Raw genomic sequence first — 25,247 nt, 5'->3', positions numbered from 1 at the left:
GGGTTCACCCGCTGTCTGATCATCGGAACGCTGTGAGAGGGGATGGCCGTGCGGCCGGAAGTCAGGGACCTGGTCGACGCCGGTCCGTTCCCGGACGAGGACGCCGACGAGGAGATCATCGAGCGCACCCAGGGGCTGCTCGACCGGGTCACCTCGCCGGTCACCGACGAGGAAGCCCAGGCACTGGCCACGGTCTTCGGCCAGGACAACTGCTACGGGATGTCCTGGGCGCTGCTGCACCTCATCGAGACCGCGCCCGGCGCACGCACCGCGCGGTACCCGGCGCACCCCGAGAACCCGTGGCGCGAACTGCTCAACAACCGCGTCCGGGCGGCTGGGGAGGACTGATCGACACGGGCGCCGACCCCCTGCGGTGTGGCGGCCGTCCGGAGCCGGTGTTCGCCTTCGCGGGGGTCTTGGCGTCGTCTACGATCCGTCGACCCCCGCCAAGGGGACCCGGCGGCCTAGGAGACGCGACCTCGATGGACTGGACGGTGGCGTCGGGGCAGGGCCTGGTGGTCAGGGTCTCCGACAGCAGTGAGACCGAGGTGTTCCCCGCTTTCTACGCGGGTTACGACCGTGCGTTCGTGCTGCCGGACGAGAAGGAGGAGCGGGCCGGGTTCGTCGAGTGCCTCGCGCTCAACCACGGGCCGGTGTTCGAGCGCGTGTCGGCGCGGTTCGGTGCGTTCCGCGAGCTCGTCCTGGCCGCCGAGGTCGACGGTGTCGCGGTGGGTGGGGCGAACGTCATCGTGACGCCGTTGCCCGCGTGGTCCGTGGTGACGGTGCACCTCAACTACGTCTACGTACTCCCCGAGGCGCGCGGCCGTGGTCTGTTGCGGAGGCTGGTCGACGCCTGCCGGGACGTCGCGAGCGCGCTGTTCCCCGGGGTCGGGCCGGTCGTGGTGTTCCTGGAGCTCAACGACCCGTCGCGGCTGACCGCCGAGCAGTACGCCAGCGACTCGGCGGCCTCCGGTGTCGACCAGTTCGACCGGATCGCCATCTGGGCCCGGCTGGGGCTCCGTGTCGTCGATTTCCCCTACGTGCAGCCGCCGTTGTCGAAAGCGCAGGAAGCCGACGACAAACTGCTGCTCGGCGTCCTGGCCGACCCCGCTTTCCGCCTGCCCGGCGCGCTGCTCGGCGACCACCTTGAGCGGTTTTTCGCCATCTCGGTGCTCAAAACCGGGACAATCGAGTCGAACCTCGCGGCATCGGAGCAGGTCAGCCGGTGTCGCGAGATTCCGGAAGTCGCGCTCGTCGATCCAGTACCGCATCTCGACGCCCTGCGGAAAGAGTCCGGCGCACAGCGGAAAGGCTTTCGCGAACGGCTGGTGGAGCTCACCCGCGCCCGGGGGTGATGAAACACCCGGCGACCGGATGCGATCTTGTCGAGGGCTATCCGGCATCGACGGGGATCGAGCACATGGGCGCACAGCACGACGACGCGGAGCTCACGGCTCTGCGCGCGGCAGGTGGGCGGCAGCACTTCACGCTCTCGCTGCTGGTGGCGCACGAGCGGTTGCAGCAAGCACTGCGAGAGCAGACAACCGACCTGGAGTGGAACAAGGACCTGGTGCGCGAGTTGCGGTCGCACCAGGACAGCAGCGAGCTCTCCCAGGCGATCGAGCCGCTCTTCAGCGACATCGCCGACCGCAAGCGCGGCCTGTTCGTCGAGGACTTCCTCATCGACACCGCCAGCGTCGACCCCGGTCTGGGACTCGGGCCGAACATCCGCGACGTCATCAGCCTGACCGTGCCCCGGCAGATCACCTGGTCCACCGAGGGTGAGACGCTGCGGGCCGATTTCGACACGGCGGTCGAGTTCACCGAGGTGCGCTGCCGCGCGTTCTGGGTGGCGCACTCGAACTTCTCGTTGTCGTACCACCTGTCGTTCGAGATCCCCTACCAGCACACGGCCGCGCACTATTTCGCGCTGTCCCTGGTGCAGAAGGTCTTCTTCCCGACCGAGGGAACCGACACCCTGCACGTCGAGGGCCTGCCCACCGTCATGGTCGATTCGCGGTTCGGTTCCACACCCACCTCGTCGCTCCCCGCCTTCGTGCGCGAGCAGTTCATGCGCGACGCCGACGAGCTCTTCGAGACCGTGTTCACGGTCAAGAAGGACAAGGTCGATGTCAAGAGGGTGATGTCGCTGACCAGGGAGAAGTTGGCGATGAAGTTGCTCGAACCGGAGGACGAGCCGGAACCACGAGCAGAGAAGCTCCCGCAGACCGTGCCGCCCATGGGCGGCTGGAACCGCAAGGCCGTGTCCGTGTTGGAGGACCCGTACTTCTTCGCGCTGCTCGACCCGGGCACGAGGGCCGCGCTGGAGGACGTGGACCAGGTCGACCCCACGACGATCGACGGGGTCGACGTCTACCGCCAGGCGGTGCTCGACGACTGCGATCCCGAGCACCTCGCGTACTACTTCCTGTCCGGGTTCTTCCAGAACGTCATCGACTTCCTGCGCCAGGACATCTCCGAGGTCCAGGACGGCACCGACCCGATCTACCCGCCGCCGGAGGCCGACTCCGGTTACTCGATCGTCTACGCCTCGCCGACCTCGCTGTACCAGGTCATCGCCGAGGCCCGCAGCCTGCGCCAGGGCAGGCCGTGGATCGGCACCTGCCCGTACCTGTTCCTGGTGCACCTGATGACCATGCACAACGAGGACCTGGTCCGCCGCTACGAGCAGCAGGTCAGGACCCTCATCACGCACATGGACGACGTGCGCCACCTCGCCTCCGACGAGGAACGGCGGCGGTCGTGGCGCCGGGACTGGAGCAGCGACCTCACCTTCGAGCGGTTCCGGCGCTTCCGGCTCGACCGGTTCGACGAGATCCAGCGCCACCGCTACTTCAACGTCCTGCGCTACGACACCGAGCGCGCGTTCTACGAGGACATCGAACGGGTCCGGGGCATCCACCAGCGCGAGCAGTACTGGGCCGAGGTGGTCACCGAACTCGAGACCACCGTCGACGACCTGCACTCCGCGCAGAAGCGCACGGTCGACGACAAGCGCAACCGCCTGCTCGGGATCGTCACCGTCGTCGGCATCCTGCAGGTCGCCTTCCAGGTGCTCGACTACTTCTTCGAGGACCGGCTCGACGCCACCAAGCTCGAGTACGCGTTCGGCATGATCGCGGCGGCGCTGGTCATCGCGGTGGTCTACTTCCGCCCCGCCCGCACGCCGAAGGCCCCGACGTTGAGCAAACGGCGGCTGACCGAGTTGATCGAGCAGATGCCGCGCGGGCCGGGTCGCCGGACGAGGCGGAGGCGGGACATGCCCGTGCCGGTGGTCAAGCCGCGGGCCTGACGAGCGGGGCCACCGGTGTCGGACCACTGTGGACGGGCGGCTCGCGCGGGGTTCCGGGCGGTGGGCCGCGGGGATAGGCTGTTCCGCCATGGACCTGGAGATCCGGCACTTGCGGGCGGTCTGCACGATCGCCGAGGCGGGGAGCCTGTCCCAGGGTGCGGCGCGGTTGGGGATCTCGCAGCCGTCGTTGTCGACGTTGTTGCAGCGGGTGGAGCGGACGGTCGGCGGGCGGTTGTTCGAGCGCAGTCGGGCCGGGGTGGTGCCGACCGAGCTGGGCGAGGACCTGGTGCGCCGGGCGAGGGTCGTGCTCGCGGAGCTGGACGCGTTCGGCACCGAGACCGCTCAGGGCGCAGGCGGGCCGATCCGGTTCGGGACGGTGCACATGGAGTGCGTCGCCGCGTTGTTCGAGCGGTTGGAGTTGTCGTTGCCCGGGGCGGAGGTGTCCATGCAGATCGAGCCGTCGAGCACCGCGCTGGCCCGCTCGCTCACCCTCGGGCACCTCGACGTCGCCGTGCTCGGGGTCGCCGAGGACCACGACATCCCGCTGCCAAGGGACATCGGGCAGCGGATCATCGTGCCGTGGGTGCCGGTGTACGTCGCGCTGTCCGCCGAGCACCCACTGGCCGGGGCCGCCGACGTGCCGCTGGCCGGGCTCGCGGACGAGGCGTGGATCAGCCCGCCCGGCGCGGACGACGGCTCACTGGCCGCGCTGCGGGCCGCGTGCAGGCAGGCGGGGTTCTCGCCGGACGTCCGGTTCGAGGTGCCCAGCGGCGGCGGGCGGCGGCTCATCGCCACCGGGCGGGCCGTGCAGCTGGTGGAGCCCACCTCCCAGGGAGGGCCGGGGATCGCCGTGCGGCCGCTGGCGGGTGAGCCGATGCGGATCCGGCTGCTGCTGGCCTGGCGCAGGCAGCGGCTCGGTTGGGAGCAGGCGAACCGGGTCTACGCCGAGGTGGTGGCCGCGTACTCGGAGCAGGCGATGGCCAGCCCGGTGTTCCGGACCTGGTGGCAGGAGCACCGCGAAGCCCGCCCCCCGGCCTGAGCCGAGGGGCGGGCACCCTGCGGAGAAGGGTCAGTAGCGGGTCGTCACCACCACGCCCGCGCAGTCGTTCGCGCCCTTGAGACTGATGTACAGGTAGCCCGAGGGCGGGCTGCTCACGGTGATCGCTTCCTGGTTGCTCGCGCCGGTAGACCTGTGCGTCGCGGTCGCCGTTGTCGCCCACGAGCTGGTGCTGGCGTAGAGGTCGCAGTTGCCCGTGCCGCCCGAGGCGTTGATGGTCAGCTGCGTGGTGCCGGACGGCAGGGACAGGTAGAAGTAGTCGTAGTTGCCACCGATGGCCGAGCGGTTGGAGCGCTGGCAGTTCTTGCCCAGGACCCTGGTGTCCGACCCGGTGCACTCGGGCAGTGCGCTGGAGCCGACCGTCACCGCCTTGGTCGTGGTCGCGGTCGCACCCCGGTCATCGGTGACCGTCAGGCGGACGGTGTAAGAGCCGTCGGCAGCGTAAGTGCGGCTCGGAGAGGTCGCCGTGGAGGTCGTTCCGTCGCCGAAGTCCCAGCGGCGGGACGCGATCGTGCCGTCGGAGTCGGTGGACCGGTCGGTGAAGGTGACCGTGCGGCCGCTGGTCGAGCTGGTGAAGTCCGCGACCGGCGGCTGGTTCGTGGTCCCGCCGCCTCCGCAGCTCCCCGCCGCGCAGGCCGACAGCCAGGTGTACCAGTCGTTGTCATAGCGCGAGCCGATGGTCGTCTTGAGCAGCGTGCGCGCCGCCGCCCAGTTCCCGGCGCGGTAGTGGCCCAGGACAGCGGTCACGTCAGCGGGATGCGACTGGATCATGTACCGGACGGCGAGGTAGCCCCACCGGTAGATCCGGGTCGTGTCGTGGGAGTAGGTGGTGTCGAACAGCGTGCTGAGCGCGTGGGTCCGCTTGCCCGCCTCGGCGATGGCGGCGTCGTAGGGCACGTTGCGGTACTGGTAGGAGACGTACTCGGCGAAGCCCTCGATCCACCAGATCGTCGGCGTGGTCACGTTCGAGGTGAAATCACCCGCCATGTCGAAGCGGCCGTCGAGGTAATGCGTGTACTCGTGGTTGAGGTTCCAGATCTGGAAGCTCGGCCGCAGCCACTCCGCCTCGTAGGCGATGAACCGGGCCTGGTTCCCGGTCGCCGAGGGATTGCCTTCGAGGTACATACCACCGTTGTTGGTGTCGATGCCCCACATCACGCCCGCGTACGTCTGGTAGTCGGTGCTGGAGTTGTAGACCACGACCTCCAGCGCGGTGTTGCGGTCACCGGTGACCGGGCCGGGATCGCTGACCACGCGGTGGAAGTACGCGTCCTGGTTGAGCAGGCTCGCGCAGGTCTGGGACAGCTCGGCGGCGGTCATCTCCTGGGCACGGATCCGCAGGGTCGCGGCGCAGGTGTGGTTGATCGGCAGTACCTCGGCCTGGAGCCGGTTCTGCAGGTCACAGGCGCCGTAGTAGGCGCAGTTGGCCTTGTCGTAGCCGTCGACCATCTCGGCGACACCGACCCACAGCGGCGCTGTCGTCCCCCGGATCGAGGACACGTCGGTCAGGGCCTTCGCCTTCGGCCGGGCCGTGGCCAGGAGCGCCGGGTGCTGCAAGAAGCGGCCCAGTTCCCGCCCGGCGTTGGAGGTCAGGTAGGCGCGGTCACCCGCGAGCAGGCCCAGGTTGCGGATCGCGAAGGCCCGCAGGGTCTCCAGCACGCTGGGGTCGGCGGTGATCGCGGTGACAAACTCCGGGACCTGGTGGCCGCGGAACAGGACGGTGTAGACGTTGTTGACGGCGTTGAGCATGTGCCAGGACGAGTCGTAGGTGGTGTTGTAGCCGTCGAGGAGGCGCTTGACCACGAACAGGTAGCGGGCGTTCTCCTGGGCGCTGTCGATCAGCGTGACCGCCTCGGACAGGCTCTCCCCGTTGGCGTCGCTGACCGTGAACGCGCGCGAGTTGGCGAAGAAGCTGTCCAAACCGGACCGGATGGCACTGCGCATCGCCGATCCGTACGGTCCGACGACATCCGGGTTGTACCACTGGACGTAGTAGCCAGCCCGGAGGTAGAGGACGAGCTGTGCTGTGCCGGTCGTGTTGTTGCCGGGGTAGGTGGATCCGTTGTCGCGCAGGCCGTAGGCGACGTAGGTCATCTGGTCTTCACGGAAGGCGCGGGTGGCGTCGGTTCCGGTGAGGGAGAAAAGGCTGTTGACGCAGTCCGTTGTGGAGGAACGGATGAAGTCGACCAAAGCCCAACCGGTGCGGCTGGTGAAGCCGCTGGTGTCACACGCGGCCAGTGCGGCACGGGGTTGTGCGTCGTAGTCGCGCCGCTGTTGGGTCTTCGACGCGGGAGCTCTTTCCGCGACCGGGATCCGCTCCCGGGCGATGTGGTCTGCTTCCTCGACAGCCCCCGCGGACGGCGGCAGGGTCCCGCGCTGGGCGGGCGCGGACTGCCCGGAGGCGAGCGGGGTGATAACGGCGGCTAACAGGGTGAGGGCGCTGATGAGCAATACCAGCGGCCCGGTTTTTCGGACACGCGAAAGGGACATGGGTTTTCCGTTTCTCGGCACGGCCGCTGTGCGGCCACTCGGCGGAATACGCAGGGAACCGCCTGCTCAAGCAGACTCACACAGCGAGAACGGACGTGGTCATGTCACTCGTCTATAGGGGCGGGCTATGGATCCGGTGCGGGTGGTCGAGCATCTCGGTCGTCGAGAGTGCCGTGAGTTGTTCGGCACCCCGGGAACCAAACGGGTCCGGCGCGCGACCACTGCGTCAGTTCCCACCCTTACCCCGCACGAGGTGCTTGATGTCCGCTCCACCCCTTGACGATGTGCGCCAGCCCAAGGTGGCCGACCGGTGGTCGGTCGTGCCGCTGCTGCGCCGGTTGCACTTCTACGCGGGCGTCTTCGTCGCGCCGTTCCTGATCGTGGCGGCCGCGACGGGCCTGCTGTACTCGCTGGCGCCGCAGATCGACTCCGTGCTCTACGGCGACGTCCTCACCGTGCCCGCCGCGACGGGCACGCCCCGGCCGCTGGCCGAGCAGGTCACCGCCGCCCAGGCCGCGCTGCCGGAGGGCTCGGTCACCTCGGTCTCGGTGGCCGAGGACCCGGACCTGGCGACGAGGGTGGTGTTCGCGGCGCCGGGGCTACCCGAGGACTACTCGAAGGCGGTGTTCGTCGACCCGTACACCGCGCGCGTGCAGGGTCAGCTGACCACCTGGGCGGGGGCGACACCGGCCGTGACCTGGCTCGACCAGCTGCACCGGGACCTGCACCTCGGCGAGACGGGCGCGCTGTACTCGGAGATGGCGGCGAGTTGGCTGTGGGTGATCGCGTTGGGCGGGGTGGTGCTGTGGCTGGCCCGCCAGCGCACTGCTCGTCGTCGCGTCCGCTCGGTGGTCCTGCCGGAGGGTGGCGCCAAGGGGGTGCGTCGGACCCGGTCGTGGCACGCGAGCCTCGGTGTGTGGACGCTCGTAGGCGCGTTGTTCCTGTCAGCCACCGGCCTGACCTGGTCCACCTACGCGGGGGAGAACTTCGCGGCCGCTCTTACCGCGCTCAATGCCAAGGCGCCCTCGCTGGACACGGCGTTATCCGGCGGCGCGTCCCCGGCACCGTCAGAGCACGCCGGCCACGGCGGGTCGGGTCAGGCGACGGCCGTCGACCCGGCGACCTTCGACCGCGTTCTCACCTCAGCGCGGACGGCGGGTCTGGACGGCCCCCTCGACATCACCGTCGCCGCGGCGCCGGGCTCGGCCTGGACAGCCGCCCAGGCGGACAACACCTGGCCCATCCGCCTGGACAAGATCGCCCTGGACCCGGCCACCGCCACCATCACCGCCCGCGCCGACTGGTCCGACCGCCCGTTCCTGGCCAAGCTGTCGTCCCTCGGCATCCAGGCCCATATGGGCGTCCTCTTCGGTCTCGCCAACCAGATCGCCCTGTTGCTCTTGGCCGCGGCGATCCTCACCCTCGCCGTCCTCGGCTACCGGATGTGGTGGCAACGCCGCCCCACCCGCGCCGACCGCCGGACCTCGTTCGGCACCCCACCCACCCGCGGCGCCTGGCGGCAACTCCCGTTGTGGGCGATCGTCCCCGCTCCCCTGCTGCTGATCGCCGTCTGCTGGGCGCTGCCCGTGCTGGGCGTGAGCCTGCTCGCCTTCCTGGTGGTGGATCTACTCGTCGGCCTCCGTCGCGACAGGACGACTCAACCGGCGACGCGGAGGTAGTGGCCCCAGTAGCCCTGGTGGGCGCCGTACCGGTCGGCGAGCGCGGTGAACTCCGCCTCGCTGACCGGTCGGCCGTAGACCTTTGCGGCGGCGCGGAGCCCTTCCTTGTCGGGGGCCATGCGCTCCATGCGGCCCAGGCCCCGGATGAGGATGAAGGTGGCCGACCAGGGACCGACGCCGGGCAGGCCGAGGAGACGGTCCCGGACCTGGTCGTAGTCGCCGGTGCGCAGGTAGGTCTCGTCGATGTCCGCCCACTCGCGCAAGCCCCGGTGCAGGTAGCTCGCCTTGCGCGCGTTGCCGATGAGGGCGTGCAGGGTGGGCTCGTCGAGCAAGAGCAGTTGGTCGAGGTCGGGGAAGGCGGACAGCGGCGAGCCGTCGAGGGTGATCGTGTTCGGGAAGTGCTCGACGAGGGCGAGCTTCATCTTTCGGGCCACCGGCATCGGGACCCGCTGGCACAGGACCGCCCAGCAGAGCATCTCCAGCGGCGACGGGAACTTGACCTGGTGGTAGCCGTGCAGGCGCTCGACGACGCGGGCGAACGGCGGGTCCTCGGCGGCGAGGGCGTAGAACTCGGTGAGGTCGTCGTCGAGACCGAGGTGGAAGGTGAGGCGAGCGGCCACCGCGGCGACCGTCTCATCGGTGATGGGGTCCGCTGACTCGAGCTCGCACGCCAGCCCGCCGTCGGCGGCACTGAGACGGGCGCCGACGACGACCCCGTTCTCCCGCAGGGCCTTGGTCAGCACGTCCGCCTGGGCGCCCTGCTCGCCGACCATGGCCGGGAAGCCGCGGATGAACCGCAGGCTCGCGGCGAAGTCGAACGGCGCGGCGGCGGGCAGTGTGGTGCGCACGGCGTTGGTCATGGTTCCTCCGGGACGTCGATGCCCCAGGATGCCCCGGACCACCGACACTCGCGCGCGCCTGCCAGGCGAGTGCCCTGGCAGGCGTCGGCGGAGGTCAGGACGACCCGAGGTCCACGGTCGTGTCGAGGCGGAACGCGAGCAGGTCGGCGAGGTCGAGGGAGGAGTCGAGGCCGAGGGCGGTGAGCAGGTCCGGGTTGGGGCTGTGGCCGCGGATCAGGTCGATGTCGATGGTGAGGGTGGTCCTGGGGACGGGGTTGGTGGGCAGGGCGGTGCCCAGGGTGTCGTCGATGGCGGCGGCGAAGGCCGGGTCGAGGGTGACGCCGCTGGTGGCGAGGTCGAGGGTGATCGTGGTCGAGCCGACGGGCTTGGTGGCGCGGGCGGTCGCCGGTGCGGTGATGGTGCCGAGGCGGATGCCCGGGCGGAGGCCGACCTTGGCGGTGATGACGCCGGACTTGAGGTCGGCGGACATACCGGACACGAGCAGCGTCTCGGTGCCCTTGGCCAGCCGGAGACCACCGAGCAGCAGGGCGCGACCACTGCGGATCTGGCGGTCGTAGGAGATCGTGCTGCCCTTGGCCACCTTGAAGTTGACGTCGTCGTCGATGTGCCCCGACCCACCGATCGTGGCCGCACTGACGCCTTGGCCGCCGAGGTCCAGCGCGCCCTCGAGGTCGATGACCAACCCAGCCCCGGTGATCGGCGAACTCCCCAGGACCGCGACTTCAGCCCGGGGTGGTGGCGCGGCGTCGGCCACCGACCCCGGTGCCGCCAGACATAGCGCCAACAACCCGGGCACAGCTCTGCGGATCCACTGAGAACCAGTCATCCCCCGTTGCTACCAGCCCCAGCCCCCACCCACGACCGCTCTCACACGAACGAGGCGATCCCCCGGCGTGCCCTGTCATGACCTCCGGGGCGGGCATGCTCGCCCTGGAGGCCAAGGGGGTCTGGGCGAAGCCGCCGAACAGTGCCCACTGGCGGCCCGAGGCGCGGACGGTCGCGAGGCGGTCGGCGACGGCCGTCGCGGGGTGTTGGGCGGTCACCCTTGTTGTGTAGTAGGCGATGTTGGTGCCGACGAGCAGTTGGAGCAGGCCCGCGCCGCTGGTGGGGTCGGCTGGGGCGAGGTAGGTCCAGCCGGTCACGGGGACGGCGGGGAGGTTGTGGTGGGAGTTCTCGACGACGGCGAAGGCGAGTGAGTCCGATCCGCCGGGGGTGACCTCGATGTAGTAGACGGCGCGGGTGTAGTTGCGGCCGCTGTAGGCGAAGTTCCAGTAGCACTTGCGGCCGTTGTGGCCGCCGCGGACGGTCGGGTAGCAGATGCTGAACGGCATCGTCTCGTCGACCTGCCGCAGCGTCCCGGCGTTCTGCACGGCGACGACTGCGCGCCGCCCGGCGACGGCCTCGAGCGCGGTGTCCTCGCTCCAGAGGTGGGCATTGCCGCCGAGGTCCCAGGTGGCGTATTCGAGGGGGACGGTGGTGGCCTGGGCCGGGACGGTGAGTGCGGCCAGGGCCATCGTGACGGCGGCAGCGGCCGCCAGGACACGTCTTGTGGTGGTCGCGCGCGACATGCGGAATCTCCTGTGGGGTAGAGAATCCGAAGCGCGGATTAGTGTCCTGCCTGCCACCCGGGATGGGCAGCGTCCTACAACGCCACCACGCCGTCGTGGCGCTGGTTTCACCCCCACCCACCCCCGGCCCCCTACCGAGGGTCAACACCTTGCGCTGAACGGCATCGCGCGGCGGCCGCCCTGCGCCATCCCCAGCGCAAACCCGCGCCCCTCCCTGTGTCGGGAAGGGCGCGGGTGAGGCGTCAGACCTCGGCGAGGATGGTGTCGATCTGGGCCATGGCCAGGCGCATGCCCTCTTCCATGCCCATCTCGGCGAGCTTCTCCAGTTCGGCGACCGAGGAGAAGTGGGTCACCGAGGTCATCCTGGTGCCGGTGTCGGTGGGTTCGAGGGTGATCACGGTGTTGGTGGTGGGCATGGTGTCCACGGGGTTGCCGTCGTCGTCGGCGAAGCCGTCCTCGAACTCGAGACGGGTCGGGGCGTCGACCGCGGTCACGCGCCACCAGCCGCCCGCCTTCTCACCCTCGGGGCCGCTCATGAAGTACGCGGAGCGGCCACCGACGGTCAGCTCGTGCTCGGTGAAGGTCGCGGGCCAGGTCGGCGGACCCCACCAGCGCTCCAGCTGACGCGGGTCCTCCCACACCTGCCACACCCGCTTGACGGGCGCGCCGAACTCCGCGACGAAGGTCAACGTCAACGCCTCGGTGTCCTTGTTGGTGCTGATCACGGTCATCGTCAGGTCCTCTCAGGAGTGTCGTCTTCGGCCAGGATGTCCTCGATGGCCCGGGCGCGGTACCGCCAGATCTGCTCGTAGGACTCGAGCAGCCTGGCCACCGTGCGCAGGATGTCCGGGTTTCCCCGCACGAGTTGCTCCCTCCCTCGCCGCTGCTTGGTCACCAGTCCGGCCCGCTCGAGCACCGCCACGTGCTTCTGCACCGCGGCAAAGCTCATCGCGTACCGCCGGGCCAACGCCGAGACCGACTGCGGCTCCCGCAGCACCCGCTCCACGATGTCCCGCCGGGTAGCGTCCGCCAGCCCGTGGAACACCCGGTCCGCATCGGCGTCGCCGAACCGATCTACAACCACACGGTTGTACGTTAGGCGACCCCCGACCGAAGCGCAACCCCCGAACCCCTCCCCCGCCGCACTCGTCTCAGACGTTGGCCAACCACGCGCCCCTCGGAGTCACCGGCCCCAACCGGTCGAGACTGTGCGACGTTGGCCCCCGCCGGGCCCTCACGATCGTTGGCCCCAACATGCCCCTTTACAACGTTGGCCGACCACGCGCTCCTCGGATCCGCTGGTGCCAACCCTGCTCGATGGGGCGGACTTGTTTTGTGTGGGAGAGCGGCACCCGTAGCGTCGCTCACCGTGGCAGGGCCTGCTCTTGGGCCCCTGCTTTGTGGTTCTGCCCGGGTGTCGTAGGGGCCCCGCGCAAAACAAGTTCGCCGCATCGAGCTCTTCGCCTTCTCGCGCCCCGACGCAATGCCGCAGGCGAGCCGTCCACCGTCGACGGCGCAGCCGAGACCTAAAGCCGCCTCCCCCAGGTCGGCAAGCATCACCGACCCACCGATCAGATCGTCACCACCACCTTCCCGCGGACCCGACCGTCCTGCATGTACTGGATGGCGTCCGCCGTCTGCTCCAAGGGGAACGTGCGGTCGATGGCGGCGGTGATGGTGCCCGCGGCTGCCAGGTCGGCGAGTTCCTGGAGATCCGCCTGGCGTTCCGAGGCGACCAGCGAGGTGAGGCGCTGGCTGACGAACGGGGACATCAACGGCGCCCACAGAGCCCGTTGGAAACCGCCCAGGACGCGGCCGCCGGTCTCGCTGCCGACGATCACGACGCAGCCGCGGGGGGTGAGGGCGCGGCGGAGGTGGCGGACCGTGCGGTGGCCGCCCATGTCGACGATGACGTCGTAGTGGCGGCCGCCGTCGGTGATGTCCTGCTTGGTGTGGTCGAGGACGTCGTCCGCGCCCAGTTCGCGAACCAGGTCGACCTTGCCGGTGCCGCACATGCCCGTCACGCGCGCGCCGCGCGCCTTGGCGATCTGCACGGCGAAGCTGCCCACGCCGCCCGAGGCGCCGATGACCAGCACGCTCTGCCCTTCCTGGACCTTCGCGGTGTCCCGCAACGCCCGCAACGCGGTCAGTGCGGACACCGTCGTCGCTGCGGCCTGGACCGGGGTCACGTTCTCCGGGCGCGCGACGAGCTTGGCGGCCTTGGCCGGGGCGAGCTCGGCGAACGCGCCCTCGCAGATGCCGAACACCTCATCCCCCGGGCGCACGTTCGTCACCGCCGCGCCCACCGACTCGACCCGGCCCGCGACCTCCCGGCCGCGCACCGGCGTCTTCGGTCTGCGCAGCCCGGTGGCCATTCGCGCCGGGTACGGCAACCCGGCCATGAGGTGCCAGACGCCGCGGTCCACTCCCGCCGCGTGGACCCGCAGCAGCACCTCGTCGGCGCCGATGGTGGGCGGGTCGATCTCGGCGACGCGCAGGACGTCGTGCGCCTCGCCGTACTCGTCCTGGACGACCGCTCGCATGGCTAGCTCCCTTACGTTGTAAACTTACGTTGTAAGAATGAGGCTTACGACGTAAGGTGTCAAGTGTGGTGGAGAAACGGACCAGACTCAGCCGGGACCAGGTGCTCGCGGCGGGCGTCGAACTGGCGGACGCGGTGGGCATCGAGGCGCTGACCATGCGCAAGCTCGGCGACGCGCTCGACGTCAGAGCCATGTCGCTCTACCACCACGTGGCCAACAAGGAGCAACTGCTCGACGGCATGACCGACCTGGTGTTCGCCGAGATCGATCTCCTCGACGACACCGACTGGCGCACCTCGATGCGGGTCCGCGCCTTCTCCGCGCGCGCGGCCATGGGTCGCCACCCGTGGGCACTGAGGCTGATGGGCTCGCGCACCACACCCGGCGAGGCGACTGTGCGCCACCACGACGCCGTCCTCGGTGTCTTACGCCGCGCGGGGTTCCCCTTGACCCTCGCCGCGCACGCGTTCTCGGTGCTAGATGCCTACATCTACGGCTTCGCCGTGCAGGAGCAGAGCCTGCCCTTCGACACTGAGGAGGCGCCGACCGAGTTGGCCCAGGCGATCCTCGCCCAGTTCCCTACCGACAGGTATCCGTACCTGGCCGAGTTGACCGCGCGCTACCTGGAGGACCATGACTACAACTACGCCCAGGAGTTCACCTACGGCCTGGACCTGATCCTCGACGGTCTTGAGAGAGCCCTGGCTGTCGGTGCGGCTGCCTATACTCCCGCCCGCGAGTGAGGGAGTGGGGATGGCTGGGCGGCGTAAGAAGACCTTGGGTGTCCAGGGCGACGAGTTCTTCCAGATCGTGGGCGCGTTAGCGGAGGTGACAAGGGCGGAAGGATCGACCTACAGCTCGTTCAGCGTGAGCGGCCGCAAGTTCGGTTACCACTGGCCGCACACGCAGACAGTGGGGCTCAAGCAGACCTTGTCCGAGCAATTGGCCCTGGTGGCCGAGCGGCCGGAGGTGTTCGAGGTCCAGTTCACCTCGGGCGGGTTCGGGTGGGTCGTGGTCCAGCTCACCGGGATCGACCGCGACGAGCTGACCGAGCTGGTGTTCGAGGCGTGGCGGCTCACCGCGCCCGAGGACCTGGTGGCAGCGGCTGCCGATCCGGCGTCGCGGCGCGGCTGAAGGTCATCTCCCGGGTGATCGGCGTGCGGCGCAGCGTGAGGGTGTCCAGCACGTAGTTCATGGTCGGCCGCCACGGCAGCCGTGAACCCTGCCTGGGCAGTTCGGCCAACCCGCGCTGTACGTAGCCCGCGGTCAGGTTCACGAACGGCTCCTCGGTGACCTCGGGCGGCGGCGCTGACGGGGTGGCGACGTCGTAGGCGTGGTGGGACATGTGCCGCAGCAGCCGGTCGAGGTAGCCGGCGACGAAGTCGAGCTTCAGCGTCCACGTGGCGTTGGTGTAGCCGAGCACGTAGACCATGTTCGGCACGCCGGCCAGCATCATACCCAGGTACGTCATGGTGTCGGCGGTGCGCACCGGCCTGCCGTCGACCGACAGCTCGGCCCCGCCGAACAGGCCCAGGTTGAACCCGGTCGCGGTGACCAGGATGTCGGCGGGGACGACGTCGCCCGAGGTCAGCCGCACGGCGCCGTGGTCGAACCCGGCGATCGTGTCGGTCGCCACGGTGGCCCGGCCCGAGCTCAGCGCCGTGAAGAAATCGCCGTCCGGGACCATGCACATCCGCTGGTCCCACGGTCCGTAGCGCGGGGCGAAGTGCTCGTCGACCGGGTAGCCCGCGGGCAGCGCGGCCACGGCCGCCTTGCGCAGCATCCGCCGCACGAGCTCGGGGCGGCGCTGGCTGAGCTGGTAGAACGCCATCGCCGTGGCGATGTTGCGCCACCGGATCACCCGGTGGCCCAACCCGCCGGGCAGCAGTCGGGCCAGCCTGGGCGCGAGCGTGTCCGCCGACGGCAAGGACAGGACGTAGCTGGGCGAGCGCTGCACCATCGTCACGTGCGCGGCGTCGCGGGCCAGCGCGGGCACCAGCGTCACCGCGGTCGCGCCGCTGCCGAGCACCACCACGCGCTTGCCCGAGTAGTCGAGGTCCTCTGGCCACGCCTGCGGGTGCACGACCTGGCCGCCGAAATCGGCGATCCCAGGCAGGTCGGGCTGGAAGCCGCCGTCATTGCGGTAGTAGCCGCCGCACATGAGCAGGAACGAGCAGGTCAGCGCGACCTCGGTGCCGTCGTGGTCGATCCGAAGCTCCCACCGCGCCCGCTCGGAGTCCCAGTTCGCCGCGACCAGTCGGTGCCGCAGCCGGACCTCGTCGAGCACCCGGTACTCGCGGGCGGTCTCGCGCAGGTAGTCCAGGATCTCCGCTCCCCCGGGCATCGTCTCCGCGCGCGCCCACGGCCGGAACCGGTACCCCAGGGTGTGCATGTCCGAGTCCGACCGCACGCCGGGGTAGCGGAACAAGCTCCACGTGCCGCCGGTCTCGTCCCGCGCCTCCAGCAGGGTGAACGTCGTCCCCGGGCGCTTGGTCCGCAGGTGACACGCCATCCCGATCCCCGACAGCCCAGCGCCGACGACCACCACATCCAGGTGCTCCACGGCGGTGTAGCTTGCCCGCACCGGCCGCCGCAGGCCAATCAAGTCCAGTGTGGACATGCGGGGCCTTGGTCCTGAGCGCACCCTTGTTGTCCGCGGCCGCACGAGGACGCACGGGGGCGTTCTGCGCGGGTCGCGGTGCCCGAACACTGGCGGGACCCCGACCGCTGTCCACCAGGAGTGCGCACCTTGGCCGCTGACCTGATCCTCACCAACGCCACCGTCCACACGGTGGACGCCGACCGGCCGAGGGCGACCTCGCTGGCCATCGCGGGCGGCCGCGTGGTGGGTTACGACGACGTCGAGCGCGGACCGGACACCGAGGTCAGGGACCTGGGCGGCGCGTTCGTGATGCCGGGCCTGGTCGACGTGCACAACCACCACGCCCTGGCCGGGCGCGCCGAGCTGTTCGAGCTGACCTTCGGCGGCGACCTGGGGTTCGAGGCCATCCTGGACGCGGTCCGCCGCTGGTCGCGGGGACTGGAGCCGGACGAGTGGGTGGTCGGCGGGGCGTGGGCGTCGACGCTGGTGGAGACGCTGTCGCGGGAGTCGGCGCGGCGGGCCTTGGACGAGGCCGCGGGCGGGCGCCCGGTGTCGTTGTCGGACGACAGCAGGCACAACCGGTGGGTGAGCAGCCGGGCGCTGGAGCTGGCCGGGGTGACGGCGGCGACGGCCGACCCGGCGGGCGGGGTGATCGTCCGCGACCCGTCGACCGGTGAGCCGACCGGGGTGCTGTTGGAGGCCGCCGGGGTGCTCGTCGAGCACGCAATGCGCGACACCCGGACGTTGACCGCCGAGCAGCACGCGCGCGCGTCGCGGCACGCCATCGAGATCCTGCACTCCTACGGGATCACCGCGTTCCAGGACGCCGGGGTGTCGGTGGACATCCTCGGCGCGCTGAAGTCGCTGGACGAGGCCGGGCAGCTCGACGCGTGGGTCGTGTCGTCGCTGTTGATCAACGACCCGATCTTCGGGTTCGACCCGATCGGGCTGCCGCTGATCGAACTCGGCTCCCGCTACCGCACCGAGCACCACCGCCCCGACTTCGTGAAGATCTTCCTCGACGGTGTCCCGCCGACCCGCACCGCCGCGTTCCTGGAGCCCTACCTCCCGGACGAGGTGCACGGCGCCTGCTTCCACGGCGCAACGACCATGCCCCCCGCGGAACTGGAGGGCTGGCTGCGCACCGCTGCCCAGGCCGGGCTGTCCGCGAAGATCCATTGCACCGGTGACGCCGCCGTGCGGGCGACACTCGACGCTGTCGCAACGTTGCGCGCCGAGGGGTACGACTCGGCGAAGTACCAGGTCGCGCACGGGCAGTTCGTGCACGCGGACGACCTGGTGCGATTCGCGGAGCTGGGGGTCTCGGCCGACATCTCGCCGTTCCTGTGGGTCCCTGGCGTCATCCCGACCGCGATCGCCAACGTGCTCCCCGCCGAGCGCGCGTCCCGGATGCAGCCCAACCGCTCACTGCTCGACACCGGCGCCCTGGTCGCGGGCGGCTCCGACTGGCCGGTGAGCGAGTCCCCCAACGCCTGGGAGGGCATCCAGGGCCTGGTGACCCGCCAAGACCCCAACGGCATCTTCGGCGGCTCCCTGTGGGCGGAACAGGCCATCTCCCTGGGCGAGGCCATCGAGGCGTTCACCCTCTCCGGCGCCCGGGCCATGGGCGTGGACGACGTGACCGGCTCTCTTACCCCGGGCAAGTCCGCGGACTTCATCGTCCTAGACCGCGACCCCTTCACCCGCCCCATCGCCGAGGTAGCCACCACCACGGTCACCGAGACCTGGTTCGCGGGCCGCCAGGTCTTCCAGCGCTAGTCAGCCACCGCTGGCGTCGCCCTGGCGATCACCCTGCGGACGACGCCGGTTCTCCCCACCATCCGTCGCACCGGGCGGGGTGTCCCCGTTCGCCTCGGACCGCTGACCGGATCGCTGGTCCTGCCGCTGGCCCTGGTCATCCCCGCGCTCCTGGTGCGAGGCCGACATCCCAGGCCCGTGGTCGGCAGCCCCGTGCCCGAGGGCAAACCCCGCCGCACCCCCGACAACCAACATCCCCGCGGCAACAGCGGCCACCACCGCCCGCCCAACCCGCCACTTGCCCTTGCCGGTCGACACCTGCGGCGCCGCGAAGGTGGGCATCTGCTGCTCAGGCCCCTGAACGGCCTCGGCAACAGGGGCGGTCTGCTCGGACTGCTGATCCGGCGTCTGCGACATGGTGGTGATTCCTCTCGACTCGGGCTGACACCCAGGAGAGTCGACCGCGCCGCCTGCCGAACCAGATGAGCCCGCTATGCGTTGCCTGTGCGCTTCCTGAGCGCGGTCAACGCAGATCAGCCGTTGGCGGGCTCGCCGCGCGCGCCCTCCGGCCAGCGCGACAGGCTCTGGTAGTACTGCTCGGCCTCGGGGTTGGCCGCGTACTCCAGGAGGTTGCCGACCTTCTCGGCGAGGACGTCCCGCACCTCCCGCGGGGTGGCGAAGAAGAACTCCCGCCGAGGGTTGGCGTGGTTGAGCCTGCGGAGCGCGAACGCGTTGTGCAGATCGTTCTCCAAGGTGACCGCGTCGTCGGAGAAGTACAGGGCGTGGACGTCGAACGGAAACGGCACCGACGCGCCGCCCAGCTCCCGGATCCGGTCCAGCGGCTCCAGCCGCCGGGTCATACCGATCTTCACCACGTGCTTGCCGAACGCGCCGACGTTGCTGATCACGTAGACGTAACCGGCGCGGATGTTGGCTGCGCGGAAGTCGTTCTGTTCGATGGCGGCATCGATCTCGGCCAGCCGCCTCTCGATGTCGGCCACCTCGGACGCGGTGCCCTGCGCGCGCAGGGCGGCGAGGGTGTTCAGGTAGTGCGCGCGCTCCTTGTCCAGCTTCTCCCGCTGGGCGGCCAACTCCTGCTCGGCCTTGCGCTCTTCGCGAAGGCGCTCACGCTCCTCCCGGCCGGCCTCGCGCTCCTCCTGTTGCTTGAACCGGTAATCCGCGGTCAGCTCCAGCTCGGTGACGCGCAGGGCGTGGTACTCCGGCGAGACCCGCATCTCCATCATCTTGCCGAGCCGGGCGATGGTCGCCGCCGCCGTTTCCAGCCGCTTCGTGGCCGCGGCCAGTGCGCCCGCGCGCAACGAACGGACGCAGTTGTCCGCCTCGGCGTTGTAGGCCCGGAGCATGAGTTTGGAGAAGTCGGCGGTCATCCGTCGACCGGCGGCCAAGGAGTTGTTGTAGGAGAAGCGGTCGGCGGCTTGGATGGCCTTACCCGCCTTGACGAGTTCCTTGACCTGCTCGCGCAGCTCGGCCAGCCGCTCCCGGTACAGCTCCGCGTTCTCCAGCGGGTGGTGGTAGTGGTAGATGCCCACCTGCTGCAGCAGCCGCGCGTCGTCGAGCTCGACGAAATCATCATCGCCACTGGGGCTGTGCTGGACCGCCCGACTGTTCGCCTCGGCCAGCTGCCTGCGCAGCGCGTCGACCTCGGCCTCGAGTTCGCGCACCCTGACCGGCGGCGGTGTGGTGTCGGACGCTGGTGCGTCGACCGGCTCGGCGGTGGTGCTCGCCGCAACTGGCGACGGGGTCACTGACTCCACTCGCTCCGCAGCCGGAGGAGTCGAGGTGGCGCCATCAGGCGCGAGTTCGGGCGGGGCAGCAACTGCCGTGGGGGCAGCAGGTTGCGCCAACGCTTCGTCAGCCACCCAGAACGCCCACCCCGAGGGAGCCGGTGGCCAGCTGGGCTCCGGCGTCCAGCCTTCGGGTGGGACCCAGCCGGGTGGCGGCGCGGGCCACCCCGGCGGGGCGTTGAAGCGGAATCCTCGCATCGTGGGCGTGCTCCGTGGATGGGTTCAGTGGGCCTGGATGCCGGGAGCGAGCTTGATCGGCGTGAGCGCGTGCGGGTTCTTCGACACGACCGCGCCGAGGTGGCGCAGGGTCTCGACGGGTGCGACCCGCCGCAAGTCGATGTCTTCGAACGTGGCCCGGTCGACTGCGACGGCGACCAGCGCGGTGATGGTGTCCTTGCCGGTGGCCGGGGCGATGTGGGCGACGGAGCCGACCAGGGAGATGCTGGTGACCTTGTGGCCGCGATCGGCCTCCCAGACCTCGTGCAGCGTGCGCAGGGTCATGTTGTTGACCAGCGCGGCGTAGCGGTCCTTCTGCTCCTTCTGCGTCTGCGTGGCCGTGGTGATCTGGTCCTCCGTGCGGACGTACTTGTACGCCCGCACGGTCGGCAGGTCGCTCGGCACGGGGAACTGGAGCTGGATCGACAGCTCTTGGGTGTCGGCGTCGTAGGTGTACGCGGGCGGCCACGGCCACTCGGCCGGGTAGACGGAGTTGCCGAAGACGATGCCGAGGTACTCCTCGACCGCTTCCGGGGTACCGCGCTCCAGGTCGCGGATCAGTGCGTCGAGGTCGGCGTTGGACGTCTCGACCTCGCGCTGCCGCTGCGCGCACTCTTCGTCGTACCGGGCTCGGTCGGCGGCGAGACGGGATTGGCGGGCTTCTATGGCGGACTCACGCCGGCGGACCCGTTCGAGCCCGCGCTGAAGGCGCTCGGCCTCGCGCTGGCGGCGGGCCTGCTCGCGCCCGGCCGCGGCCTGGGCGCGCTGCCGGTTCTTCTCTGCGACAGCCGCCTGGTGAGCCATTTCCGCCCGGAACTGCCATGGAATCATCGGGGACATCCGCGACTGTCCGGAGTCGCGCGGTGACAAGGCGCTCGAGAGGCCGCAATGCGCAGGTGTTGAGCCGAAGTTGGCAGGTCCCGCGACGCGGACCGATTCGAAGTTGGCTCTGTCGGCAAAGGTGGACCATTCGAAGACGCAGGCGGGGATGAGAGACTCTGCGGGTCCACACAGGCCCGACCGCGGGTTGAGGACCAGGTGGACGAACTCGTCGGTGCCGTGCCACCGCGGCCAGGAGGTACTCGTGAAGCTGTTGCTCACCTCGGGGGGCGTGACGAACCCGAGCATCCACGCGGCACTCGTCGACCTCCTCGGCAAGCCGATCGCCGAGTGCCACGCCCTCTGCGTCCCGACCGCCCAGTGGGGGCACCCCCAGTGCGGGCCGCGGTCGGTCCGCGGGGCCATCGCCGCCGAACCCACCTGGCGGCACTTCACCGGACTGGGCTGGGCCTCGCTCGGCGTCCTCGAACTGACCGCCCTGGGCACCATCGGCGCACAGCGATGGGTCCCCTGGGTCCGCGAAGCGGACGTGCTGCTGGTCGACGGCGGCGACGCGACCTACCTGCACCACTGGATCCGCGAATCAGGACTGGCCGACCTGCTGCCCTCGCTGACCGACACCGTCTGGGTCGGCGTCAGCGCAGGCAGCATGGTCCTCACCCCGCGCATCGGCGACTACTTCGTCGAGTGGCCGTCCGCACCCGACGACCGCACCCTGGGTCTCGTCGACTTCGCCATCTTCCCGCACCTGGACGCCTTCCCCACCAACACCATGACCGACGCCCAGCGCTGGGCCGCCGACCTCGACGTCCCCGCCTACGCCATCGACGAACAAACAGCGATCACCGTCGTCGACGGCACCGTCGAGGTGATCTCCGAGGGCCGCTGGACGAGGTTCGAACGCTGACCGGACTCACCGGCACGCCGAGCGTCCAGCGGGGGCGTCGTTGACTTCGGCAGGCAGTCAAGAGGGTCGGACGCTGTGGAAGGCGATCGGCGCACTGGGTGCGTGGTCAGCGGAAGCAGCGGACGTAGTCGGGGATCAGTCGGCGCCCACCACGTGACCAGGCGGACCTGGCCGCACGCCTGGAGGCGTACCGCCCCGAACTGCGCCCCACACCGCAGGCCCGCGACGCGGCCAGGTTCCTCCTGCTCAACCCACCACTGCCTCAGTCCACCCGTACCACGGCTGTGCACCTCGGCGGCCCCTGTCAGTAGGCCAGGTTGCGCCAGCCCGGCCCGCGCGGGCGGAAAAGCCGCAAGGCTTACGTGTGCAGGTGGCGGATGAACTCGCGGGCCCGCTCGATCCCCATCCGGTGGTTGGTCAGGCGCTGAGCGCGCGGGTCGGTCTCGGGTGGTTTCGTCTCCCATTCCGCGTCGTCGTTCAGTTCTTCCATGTCGAGGTGGGCTAGGTAGGCCAGGAGTTCGGGTCGAGTGGTGGGATCCGTGGTGAGCCGCTCGCGGATGGCTGTTGTGAAGCCGCTGCGGTAGCGGGCGCCGTGGTATTCGTCGACGATGCCGAGGAAGATCGTGTCGAGGCTGGGGAACGCCGAGCGCTCGATGACCTCTGGGGGTAACGGGGTGTGGCGTGCGCTCCGGTTCGAGCAGTCCTGTTCCAGGTCGAGTTCGAGCAGTGACCGCGCGGCTCCGGAGACGGCGAGCGCCCTGAGCCCGTCGTCGTCGATGGCCGTGTCGTGCAGGGACAGCTCCCACAGTTGGGGCAGCAGTGGCCACTGGGCGAGCGCCGCACCGGATCCCACGCTGTTGTAGTCCAGTAGGACGCTGCGGAGTTCGGGGGCTTCAGTGGTCAGTATGAGGGTGCTGATCTCTTCTTCCTCGAAGCCGGTCCCGGTGAGGTCGAGGGTGCGCAGCGTGCGCCAGACCGGAGCGTCGCGCAGGGCGGCAGGCCATCCGCTGCACAGGTTACCTGCGATGTTGAGCGTGGTGAGGGCCGTTAACGTGGTGGAGGTCAACAGCGCCGTGATCCCCTCCACACCCAGTCCGCACAACGAGACCTTCAACGTGGTCAGGTTCCGGATGTTGCGGGAGTTCGCCCAGGCGCTCATGCCCTCGTCACCGATTGGCTGCACGGAGTTGCCGTAGTAGCTCCCGACCACACCGCGTCCGCTGAGGTCGAGGTGCTCCAGGACCGGCAGGTCGGCCTCGGTCGCCAGCAAGGCGGCCCCCGGCGCGTCGAGGTTGTTGCGGCTCAGGTCGAGGTGGCGGAGCCTGGGGAACGCACCCGCGGCGGCGAACGCGGCGGCGGTCCGGTCCGTGGCCACGAGGTCGGCCAGCGTCAGGCTTTCCACTCGCTGGTGATCGAGTGCCCCGACCACCAGTGCGATGGTCGGGTCGTGGATGGGCAGCAGTTCGAGGGTCAACGCGGTCACCCTGCCGAGGACGCCGCTGGCGACGATGGCCTCGACCCCGCGGGCGCCCAGGCCCATGCGGCCGAGTACGAGTTCGACACCGCGCACGACGAGTTCACGCAGGCCGGACAGGTCGGCGGCGGCGAAGAACGCCGCGCAGGCGTCGTCGTCCTGCTCGATGACGTTGCCCGCGAACGGCTCCAACAGGGGTGACTCGCCGTTCCACCCGCAGCGGAACCCGATCCCGAGCCGCTCGAGCCGGGCGAGTTCCGGGCGGGCGGCCAACTCCCGGGCTTCGTCGAGGTCACGCACCAGGACGTCGGCGGACCGCAGGTCGGGCACGAGCCCCGACCGCAGCAGGTACGCCAGGTCGGCCCCGGACACAGCCACGTGCCGCAACCGCCACAGTCGGCAGGCGGGCGGCCGGAACGTGGGCAGGCCGGAGTGCAGGAGCGAGTCGCCGAGGTCGAGCAGGCTCAACGACTCGAGCCGGGTCGCCGCCTCGTGGTCGGCGAACCGGGCAACCTGCTCGTTGTCGTGTTCGCTGAGGAACTCGACGCCGACGGCGCGCAGGTCCGGCCAGTGCGCCAAGGAGTCGGTGATGGCGGTGAGCGAACTCCTGCGCGTGGGAGACCACCCGGCCACGATGGAGGTCACCTGGCGCACTTCCGGCTGCACACGCGGGTCCGGGAAGGGCGGGTCGAGCATCTGGCACCGTTGCGTACGGATGTCCAGTGAGCGAACAAGCGGCCAAGTCGCCTTGGAGTGCCCTAATGTGGCCATCGCATACCACGACCACGGAGCCTCGCGCACCGAATCCGGCCACGCGGCAAGTCCCTGGTCACACCTGGCAATCAGTTCCGGCGCGCTGCCCGCACGATCCACCGCGGCACAGAGCGCCCGAAACGCGATCTTGCTCGGTGGTCCGGCGAGAATCCGGTCAATGCCGTAGTCGTCCACGAGAGCAGTGTATATCGACAGTCCACTGTGGACTAATGGTCATCCACTCAGGACTCTCCGCCGCCGAGCAGGCGCCCACCGGTACCCTGGGGTGTAACGCAGGCTGGCATCCATGACCATGCCGATCTCGGTCGAGGCGTCGTGGTTGGCCCGGCGTTGACGCTGGGTACCAGCGATGACCACACAACACCGACCGAGCTGGGCAGTGTGGTCATCGCCCGGGACAAGCCGGGCACGAGCACGCGAGAGCCGACGGCGACGTTGACCTGCCGCAGATCAAGCCCGAACTCCTCGCGCAGCCCTTCCAGATTCTTCCATCGGTGGCCTCCGCGCCCTGGTCTGGCTCGGCGAAGTGCTCGGATCAGATCTGGCTGCGTTGGGCGAGTAGTTCGCGGACGCGAGCAGCCGGTTTCCCCGCGACCGAGCCCAACCGCACAGCGATGTCCGCAGCACTGCGGTCGATCCGTGTCGAGTGCACGCCTTCGGCGAGACCCACGAACTCAGTCCACGCGTCCACAGCGCCGTCGACGTCCTCGCGGCGGAATCGGATATTGCCCAGGTCGGCCAAGACCATGGCGCGGGTGCGGCGGCGGTCGAGGCCGAGCGAGAGCGCGTGCTCGATGTGTTCCTCGGCGGCGCGCATGTCTCCCATGCGGGCATGGACCAGTGCCGCCTCGTGAGCCCACCGCCCTGGACTGTAGTGACCGGCCCAACTGATGCCAGGCGTGTCCACCGCGAGGTCCATGGCCTTCTCGGCCACCGACAGTCGGGCGCGAGCAGCCGCGAAGTCGCTGTCTGCTGCTGCCGTGCGCGCGTGAGCCGTGGCGTAGTAGGCCCGCGCTTTCGGCTCGCCAAGATCGGCGGTCGCGGTGACCAACTCGCGCCCGACGGCCTCGTTGTAGGGCCCGTCCAACCACCGCCCGAGGTCATCGACCAGGTAGCGAACGACCAGGTGACGCGCGTGCGCGCCCCCCAGTTCCGACGCGGTGTACCCCAGGGCCGTGGTCATCGCGCGGATCGCGGCGACCTCTCCGGCACCGACGCGAACGCCTCCCGCGTCGTTTTCAATGCCCTCCTTGACCTCAAGGGGTCGATGCGCCGGGTGTGGGATGATCTTCGTGGTCGAGTGATCGGGGATCGTTTCGGTGGTGTGTCGTGTGGTGTTGGGTTTTGATGAGCGGGAGACG

At 69.9% G+C, this 25,247-nt stretch carries 22 protein-coding genes; 9 read left to right on the top strand and 13 right to left on the bottom strand.

The window, feature by feature from the left end; genetic code table 11:
- Positions 1 to 48 precede the first annotated feature (48 nt).
- The 4 genes from CLV68_RS14815 to CLV68_RS14800 all read left to right on the top strand — a co-directional run bounded on the left by CLV68_RS14815 (position 49) and on the right by CLV68_RS14800 (position 4,352).
- Complete coding sequence (locus CLV68_RS14815; RefSeq protein ID WP_147459998.1) at positions 49 to 348, top strand: hypothetical protein; 300 nt, start codon at positions 49 to 51, stop codon at positions 346 to 348.
- A gap of 134 nt (positions 349 to 482) precedes the next feature.
- A complete protein-coding gene (locus CLV68_RS14810) occupies positions 483 to 1,355 on the top strand; it encodes a GNAT family N-acetyltransferase (protein ID WP_121391225.1) in 873 nt (290 codons plus the stop codon).
- Between the two features lie 65 nt (positions 1,356 to 1,420).
- The gene (locus CLV68_RS14805) at positions 1,421 to 3,313 is read left to right on the top strand and encodes a hypothetical protein (protein ID WP_147459997.1); all 1,893 of its coding nucleotides are present in this window, start codon (positions 1,421 to 1,423) and stop codon (positions 3,311 to 3,313) included.
- 88 nt (positions 3,314 to 3,401) lie between these two features.
- Positions 3,402 to 4,352, top strand: coding sequence for a LysR family transcriptional regulator (locus tag CLV68_RS14800; RefSeq protein ID WP_121391223.1), 951 nt, complete (start codon positions 3,402 to 3,404; stop codon positions 4,350 to 4,352).
- Between the two features lie 30 nt (positions 4,353 to 4,382).
- Here CLV68_RS14800 and CLV68_RS14795 read toward each other — a convergent pair whose 3' ends face one another.
- The gene (locus tag CLV68_RS14795) at positions 4,383 to 6,860 is read right to left on the bottom strand and encodes a collagenase (protein ID WP_121391222.1); all 2,478 of its coding nucleotides are present in this window, start codon (positions 6,858 to 6,860) and stop codon (positions 4,383 to 4,385) included.
- Positions 6,861 to 7,120: 260 nt separating this feature from the next.
- Here CLV68_RS14795 and CLV68_RS14790 point away from each other — a divergent pair, with 260 nt between their 5' ends.
- Positions 7,121 to 8,539, top strand: a complete 1,419-nt coding sequence (locus CLV68_RS14790) for a PepSY-associated TM helix domain-containing protein (protein WP_121391221.1) — start codon at positions 7,121 to 7,123, stop codon at positions 8,537 to 8,539.
- On the opposite strand, the gene CLV68_RS14785 is transcribed toward CLV68_RS14790, so the two are convergent.
- The 6 genes from CLV68_RS14785 to CLV68_RS14760 form a co-directional block, all read right to left on the bottom strand.
- On the bottom strand, positions 8,518 to 9,399 hold the full coding sequence (locus tag CLV68_RS14785; RefSeq protein WP_121391220.1) for a DNA-3-methyladenine glycosylase family protein: 882 nt from the start codon (positions 9,397 to 9,399) through the stop codon (positions 8,518 to 8,520). The genes CLV68_RS14790 and CLV68_RS14785 overlap by 22 nt on opposite strands.
- Before the next feature lie 94 nt (positions 9,400 to 9,493).
- Positions 9,494 to 10,081, bottom strand: a complete 588-nt coding sequence (locus tag CLV68_RS14780; protein WP_147459996.1) for a hypothetical protein — start codon at positions 10,079 to 10,081, stop codon at positions 9,494 to 9,496.
- A gap of 40 nt (positions 10,082 to 10,121) precedes the next feature.
- On the bottom strand, positions 10,122 to 10,967 hold the full coding sequence (locus CLV68_RS14775) for a hypothetical protein (protein WP_121391218.1): 846 nt from the start codon (positions 10,965 to 10,967) through the stop codon (positions 10,122 to 10,124).
- 242 nt (positions 10,968 to 11,209) lie between these two features.
- On the bottom strand, positions 11,210 to 11,698 hold the full coding sequence (locus tag CLV68_RS14770) for an SRPBCC family protein (protein ID WP_121391217.1): 489 nt from the start codon (positions 11,696 to 11,698) through the stop codon (positions 11,210 to 11,212).
- A 2-nt stretch (positions 11,699 to 11,700) separates the two neighbouring features.
- Positions 11,701 to 12,051, bottom strand: a complete 351-nt coding sequence (locus tag CLV68_RS14765; RefSeq protein ID WP_121391216.1) for an ArsR/SmtB family transcription factor — start codon at positions 12,049 to 12,051, stop codon at positions 11,701 to 11,703.
- 487 nt (positions 12,052 to 12,538) lie between these two features.
- Positions 12,539 to 13,510, bottom strand: a complete 972-nt coding sequence (locus CLV68_RS14760) for an NAD(P)-dependent alcohol dehydrogenase (RefSeq protein WP_121391215.1) — start codon at positions 13,508 to 13,510, stop codon at positions 12,539 to 12,541.
- A 68-nt stretch (positions 13,511 to 13,578) separates the two neighbouring features.
- Here CLV68_RS14760 and CLV68_RS14755 point away from each other — a divergent pair, with 68 nt between their 5' ends.
- Both CLV68_RS14755 and CLV68_RS14750 read left to right on the top strand, forming a co-directional pair.
- Positions 13,579 to 14,253, top strand: coding sequence for a TetR/AcrR family transcriptional regulator (locus CLV68_RS14755; RefSeq protein ID WP_121392284.1), 675 nt, complete (start codon positions 13,579 to 13,581; stop codon positions 14,251 to 14,253).
- Positions 14,254 to 14,263: 10 nt separating this feature from the next.
- A complete protein-coding gene (locus CLV68_RS14750) occupies positions 14,264 to 14,644 on the top strand; it encodes an MmcQ/YjbR family DNA-binding protein (protein ID WP_121391214.1) in 381 nt (126 codons plus the stop codon).
- Here CLV68_RS14750 and CLV68_RS14745 read toward each other — a convergent pair.
- A complete protein-coding gene (locus CLV68_RS14745) occupies positions 14,586 to 16,130 on the bottom strand; it encodes a flavin-containing monooxygenase (RefSeq protein WP_121391213.1) in 1,545 nt (514 codons plus the stop codon). The two genes, CLV68_RS14750 and CLV68_RS14745, sit on opposite strands and share 59 nt — an antisense overlap.
- Positions 16,131 to 16,259: 129 nt before the next feature.
- Between CLV68_RS14745 and CLV68_RS14740 the strand changes: the two genes are divergently transcribed.
- On the top strand, positions 16,260 to 17,891 hold the full coding sequence (locus CLV68_RS14740; protein WP_121392283.1) for an amidohydrolase: 1,632 nt from the start codon (positions 16,260 to 16,262) through the stop codon (positions 17,889 to 17,891).
- Here the strand turns inward: CLV68_RS14740 and CLV68_RS14735 are convergent, their stop codons facing one another.
- The 3 genes from CLV68_RS14735 to CLV68_RS14725 all read right to left on the bottom strand — a co-directional run bounded on the left by CLV68_RS14735 (position 17,892) and on the right by CLV68_RS14725 (position 20,722).
- Positions 17,892 to 18,287, bottom strand: a complete 396-nt coding sequence (locus CLV68_RS14735) for a hypothetical protein (RefSeq protein WP_121391212.1) — start codon at positions 18,285 to 18,287, stop codon at positions 17,892 to 17,894. It lies immediately after the preceding gene.
- A 116-nt stretch (positions 18,288 to 18,403) separates the two neighbouring features.
- Positions 18,404 to 19,636 carry an SNIPE associated domain-containing protein gene (locus CLV68_RS14730; protein WP_211346554.1) on the bottom strand — a complete coding sequence of 411 codons (1,233 nt, stop codon included), beginning with the start codon at positions 19,634 to 19,636 and terminating at the stop codon, positions 18,404 to 18,406.
- A gap of 261 nt (positions 19,637 to 19,897) precedes the next feature.
- Positions 19,898 to 20,722 carry a hypothetical protein gene (locus tag CLV68_RS14725; RefSeq protein ID WP_147459995.1) on the bottom strand — a complete coding sequence of 275 codons (825 nt, stop codon included), beginning with the start codon at positions 20,720 to 20,722 and terminating at the stop codon, positions 19,898 to 19,900.
- 253 nt (positions 20,723 to 20,975) lie between these two features.
- On the opposite strand from CLV68_RS14725, the gene CLV68_RS14720 reads away from it, so the two are divergent.
- Positions 20,976 to 21,638 (top strand): Type 1 glutamine amidotransferase-like domain-containing protein, encoded by a 663-nt coding sequence (locus CLV68_RS14720; protein ID WP_121392282.1) that lies wholly within the window; start codon positions 20,976 to 20,978, stop codon positions 21,636 to 21,638.
- A gap of 358 nt (positions 21,639 to 21,996) precedes the next feature.
- Here the strand turns inward: CLV68_RS14720 and CLV68_RS14710 are convergent, their stop codons facing one another.
- Positions 21,997 to 23,808: a leucine-rich repeat domain-containing protein gene (locus CLV68_RS14710; protein ID WP_170224374.1), complete on the bottom strand. Its 1,812-nt coding sequence runs from the start codon at positions 23,806 to 23,808 to the stop codon at positions 21,997 to 21,999.
- Positions 23,809 to 24,421: 613 nt separating this feature from the next.
- Positions 24,422 to 25,069 (bottom strand): NsdA family TPR-like regulatory protein, encoded by a 648-nt coding sequence (locus CLV68_RS14705; protein ID WP_121391208.1) that lies wholly within the window; start codon positions 25,067 to 25,069, stop codon positions 24,422 to 24,424.
- Positions 25,070 to 25,247 lie beyond the last annotated feature (178 nt).

The organism is Actinokineospora cianjurensis (genome assembly GCF_003663795.1).
GTDB classification, from domain to species: domain Bacteria; phylum Actinomycetota; class Actinomycetes; order Mycobacteriales; family Pseudonocardiaceae; genus Actinokineospora; species Actinokineospora terrae.
The sequence above is the reverse complement of the archived record's forward strand: the minus strand, read 5'-3'. Positions and strand labels throughout refer to the sequence as shown.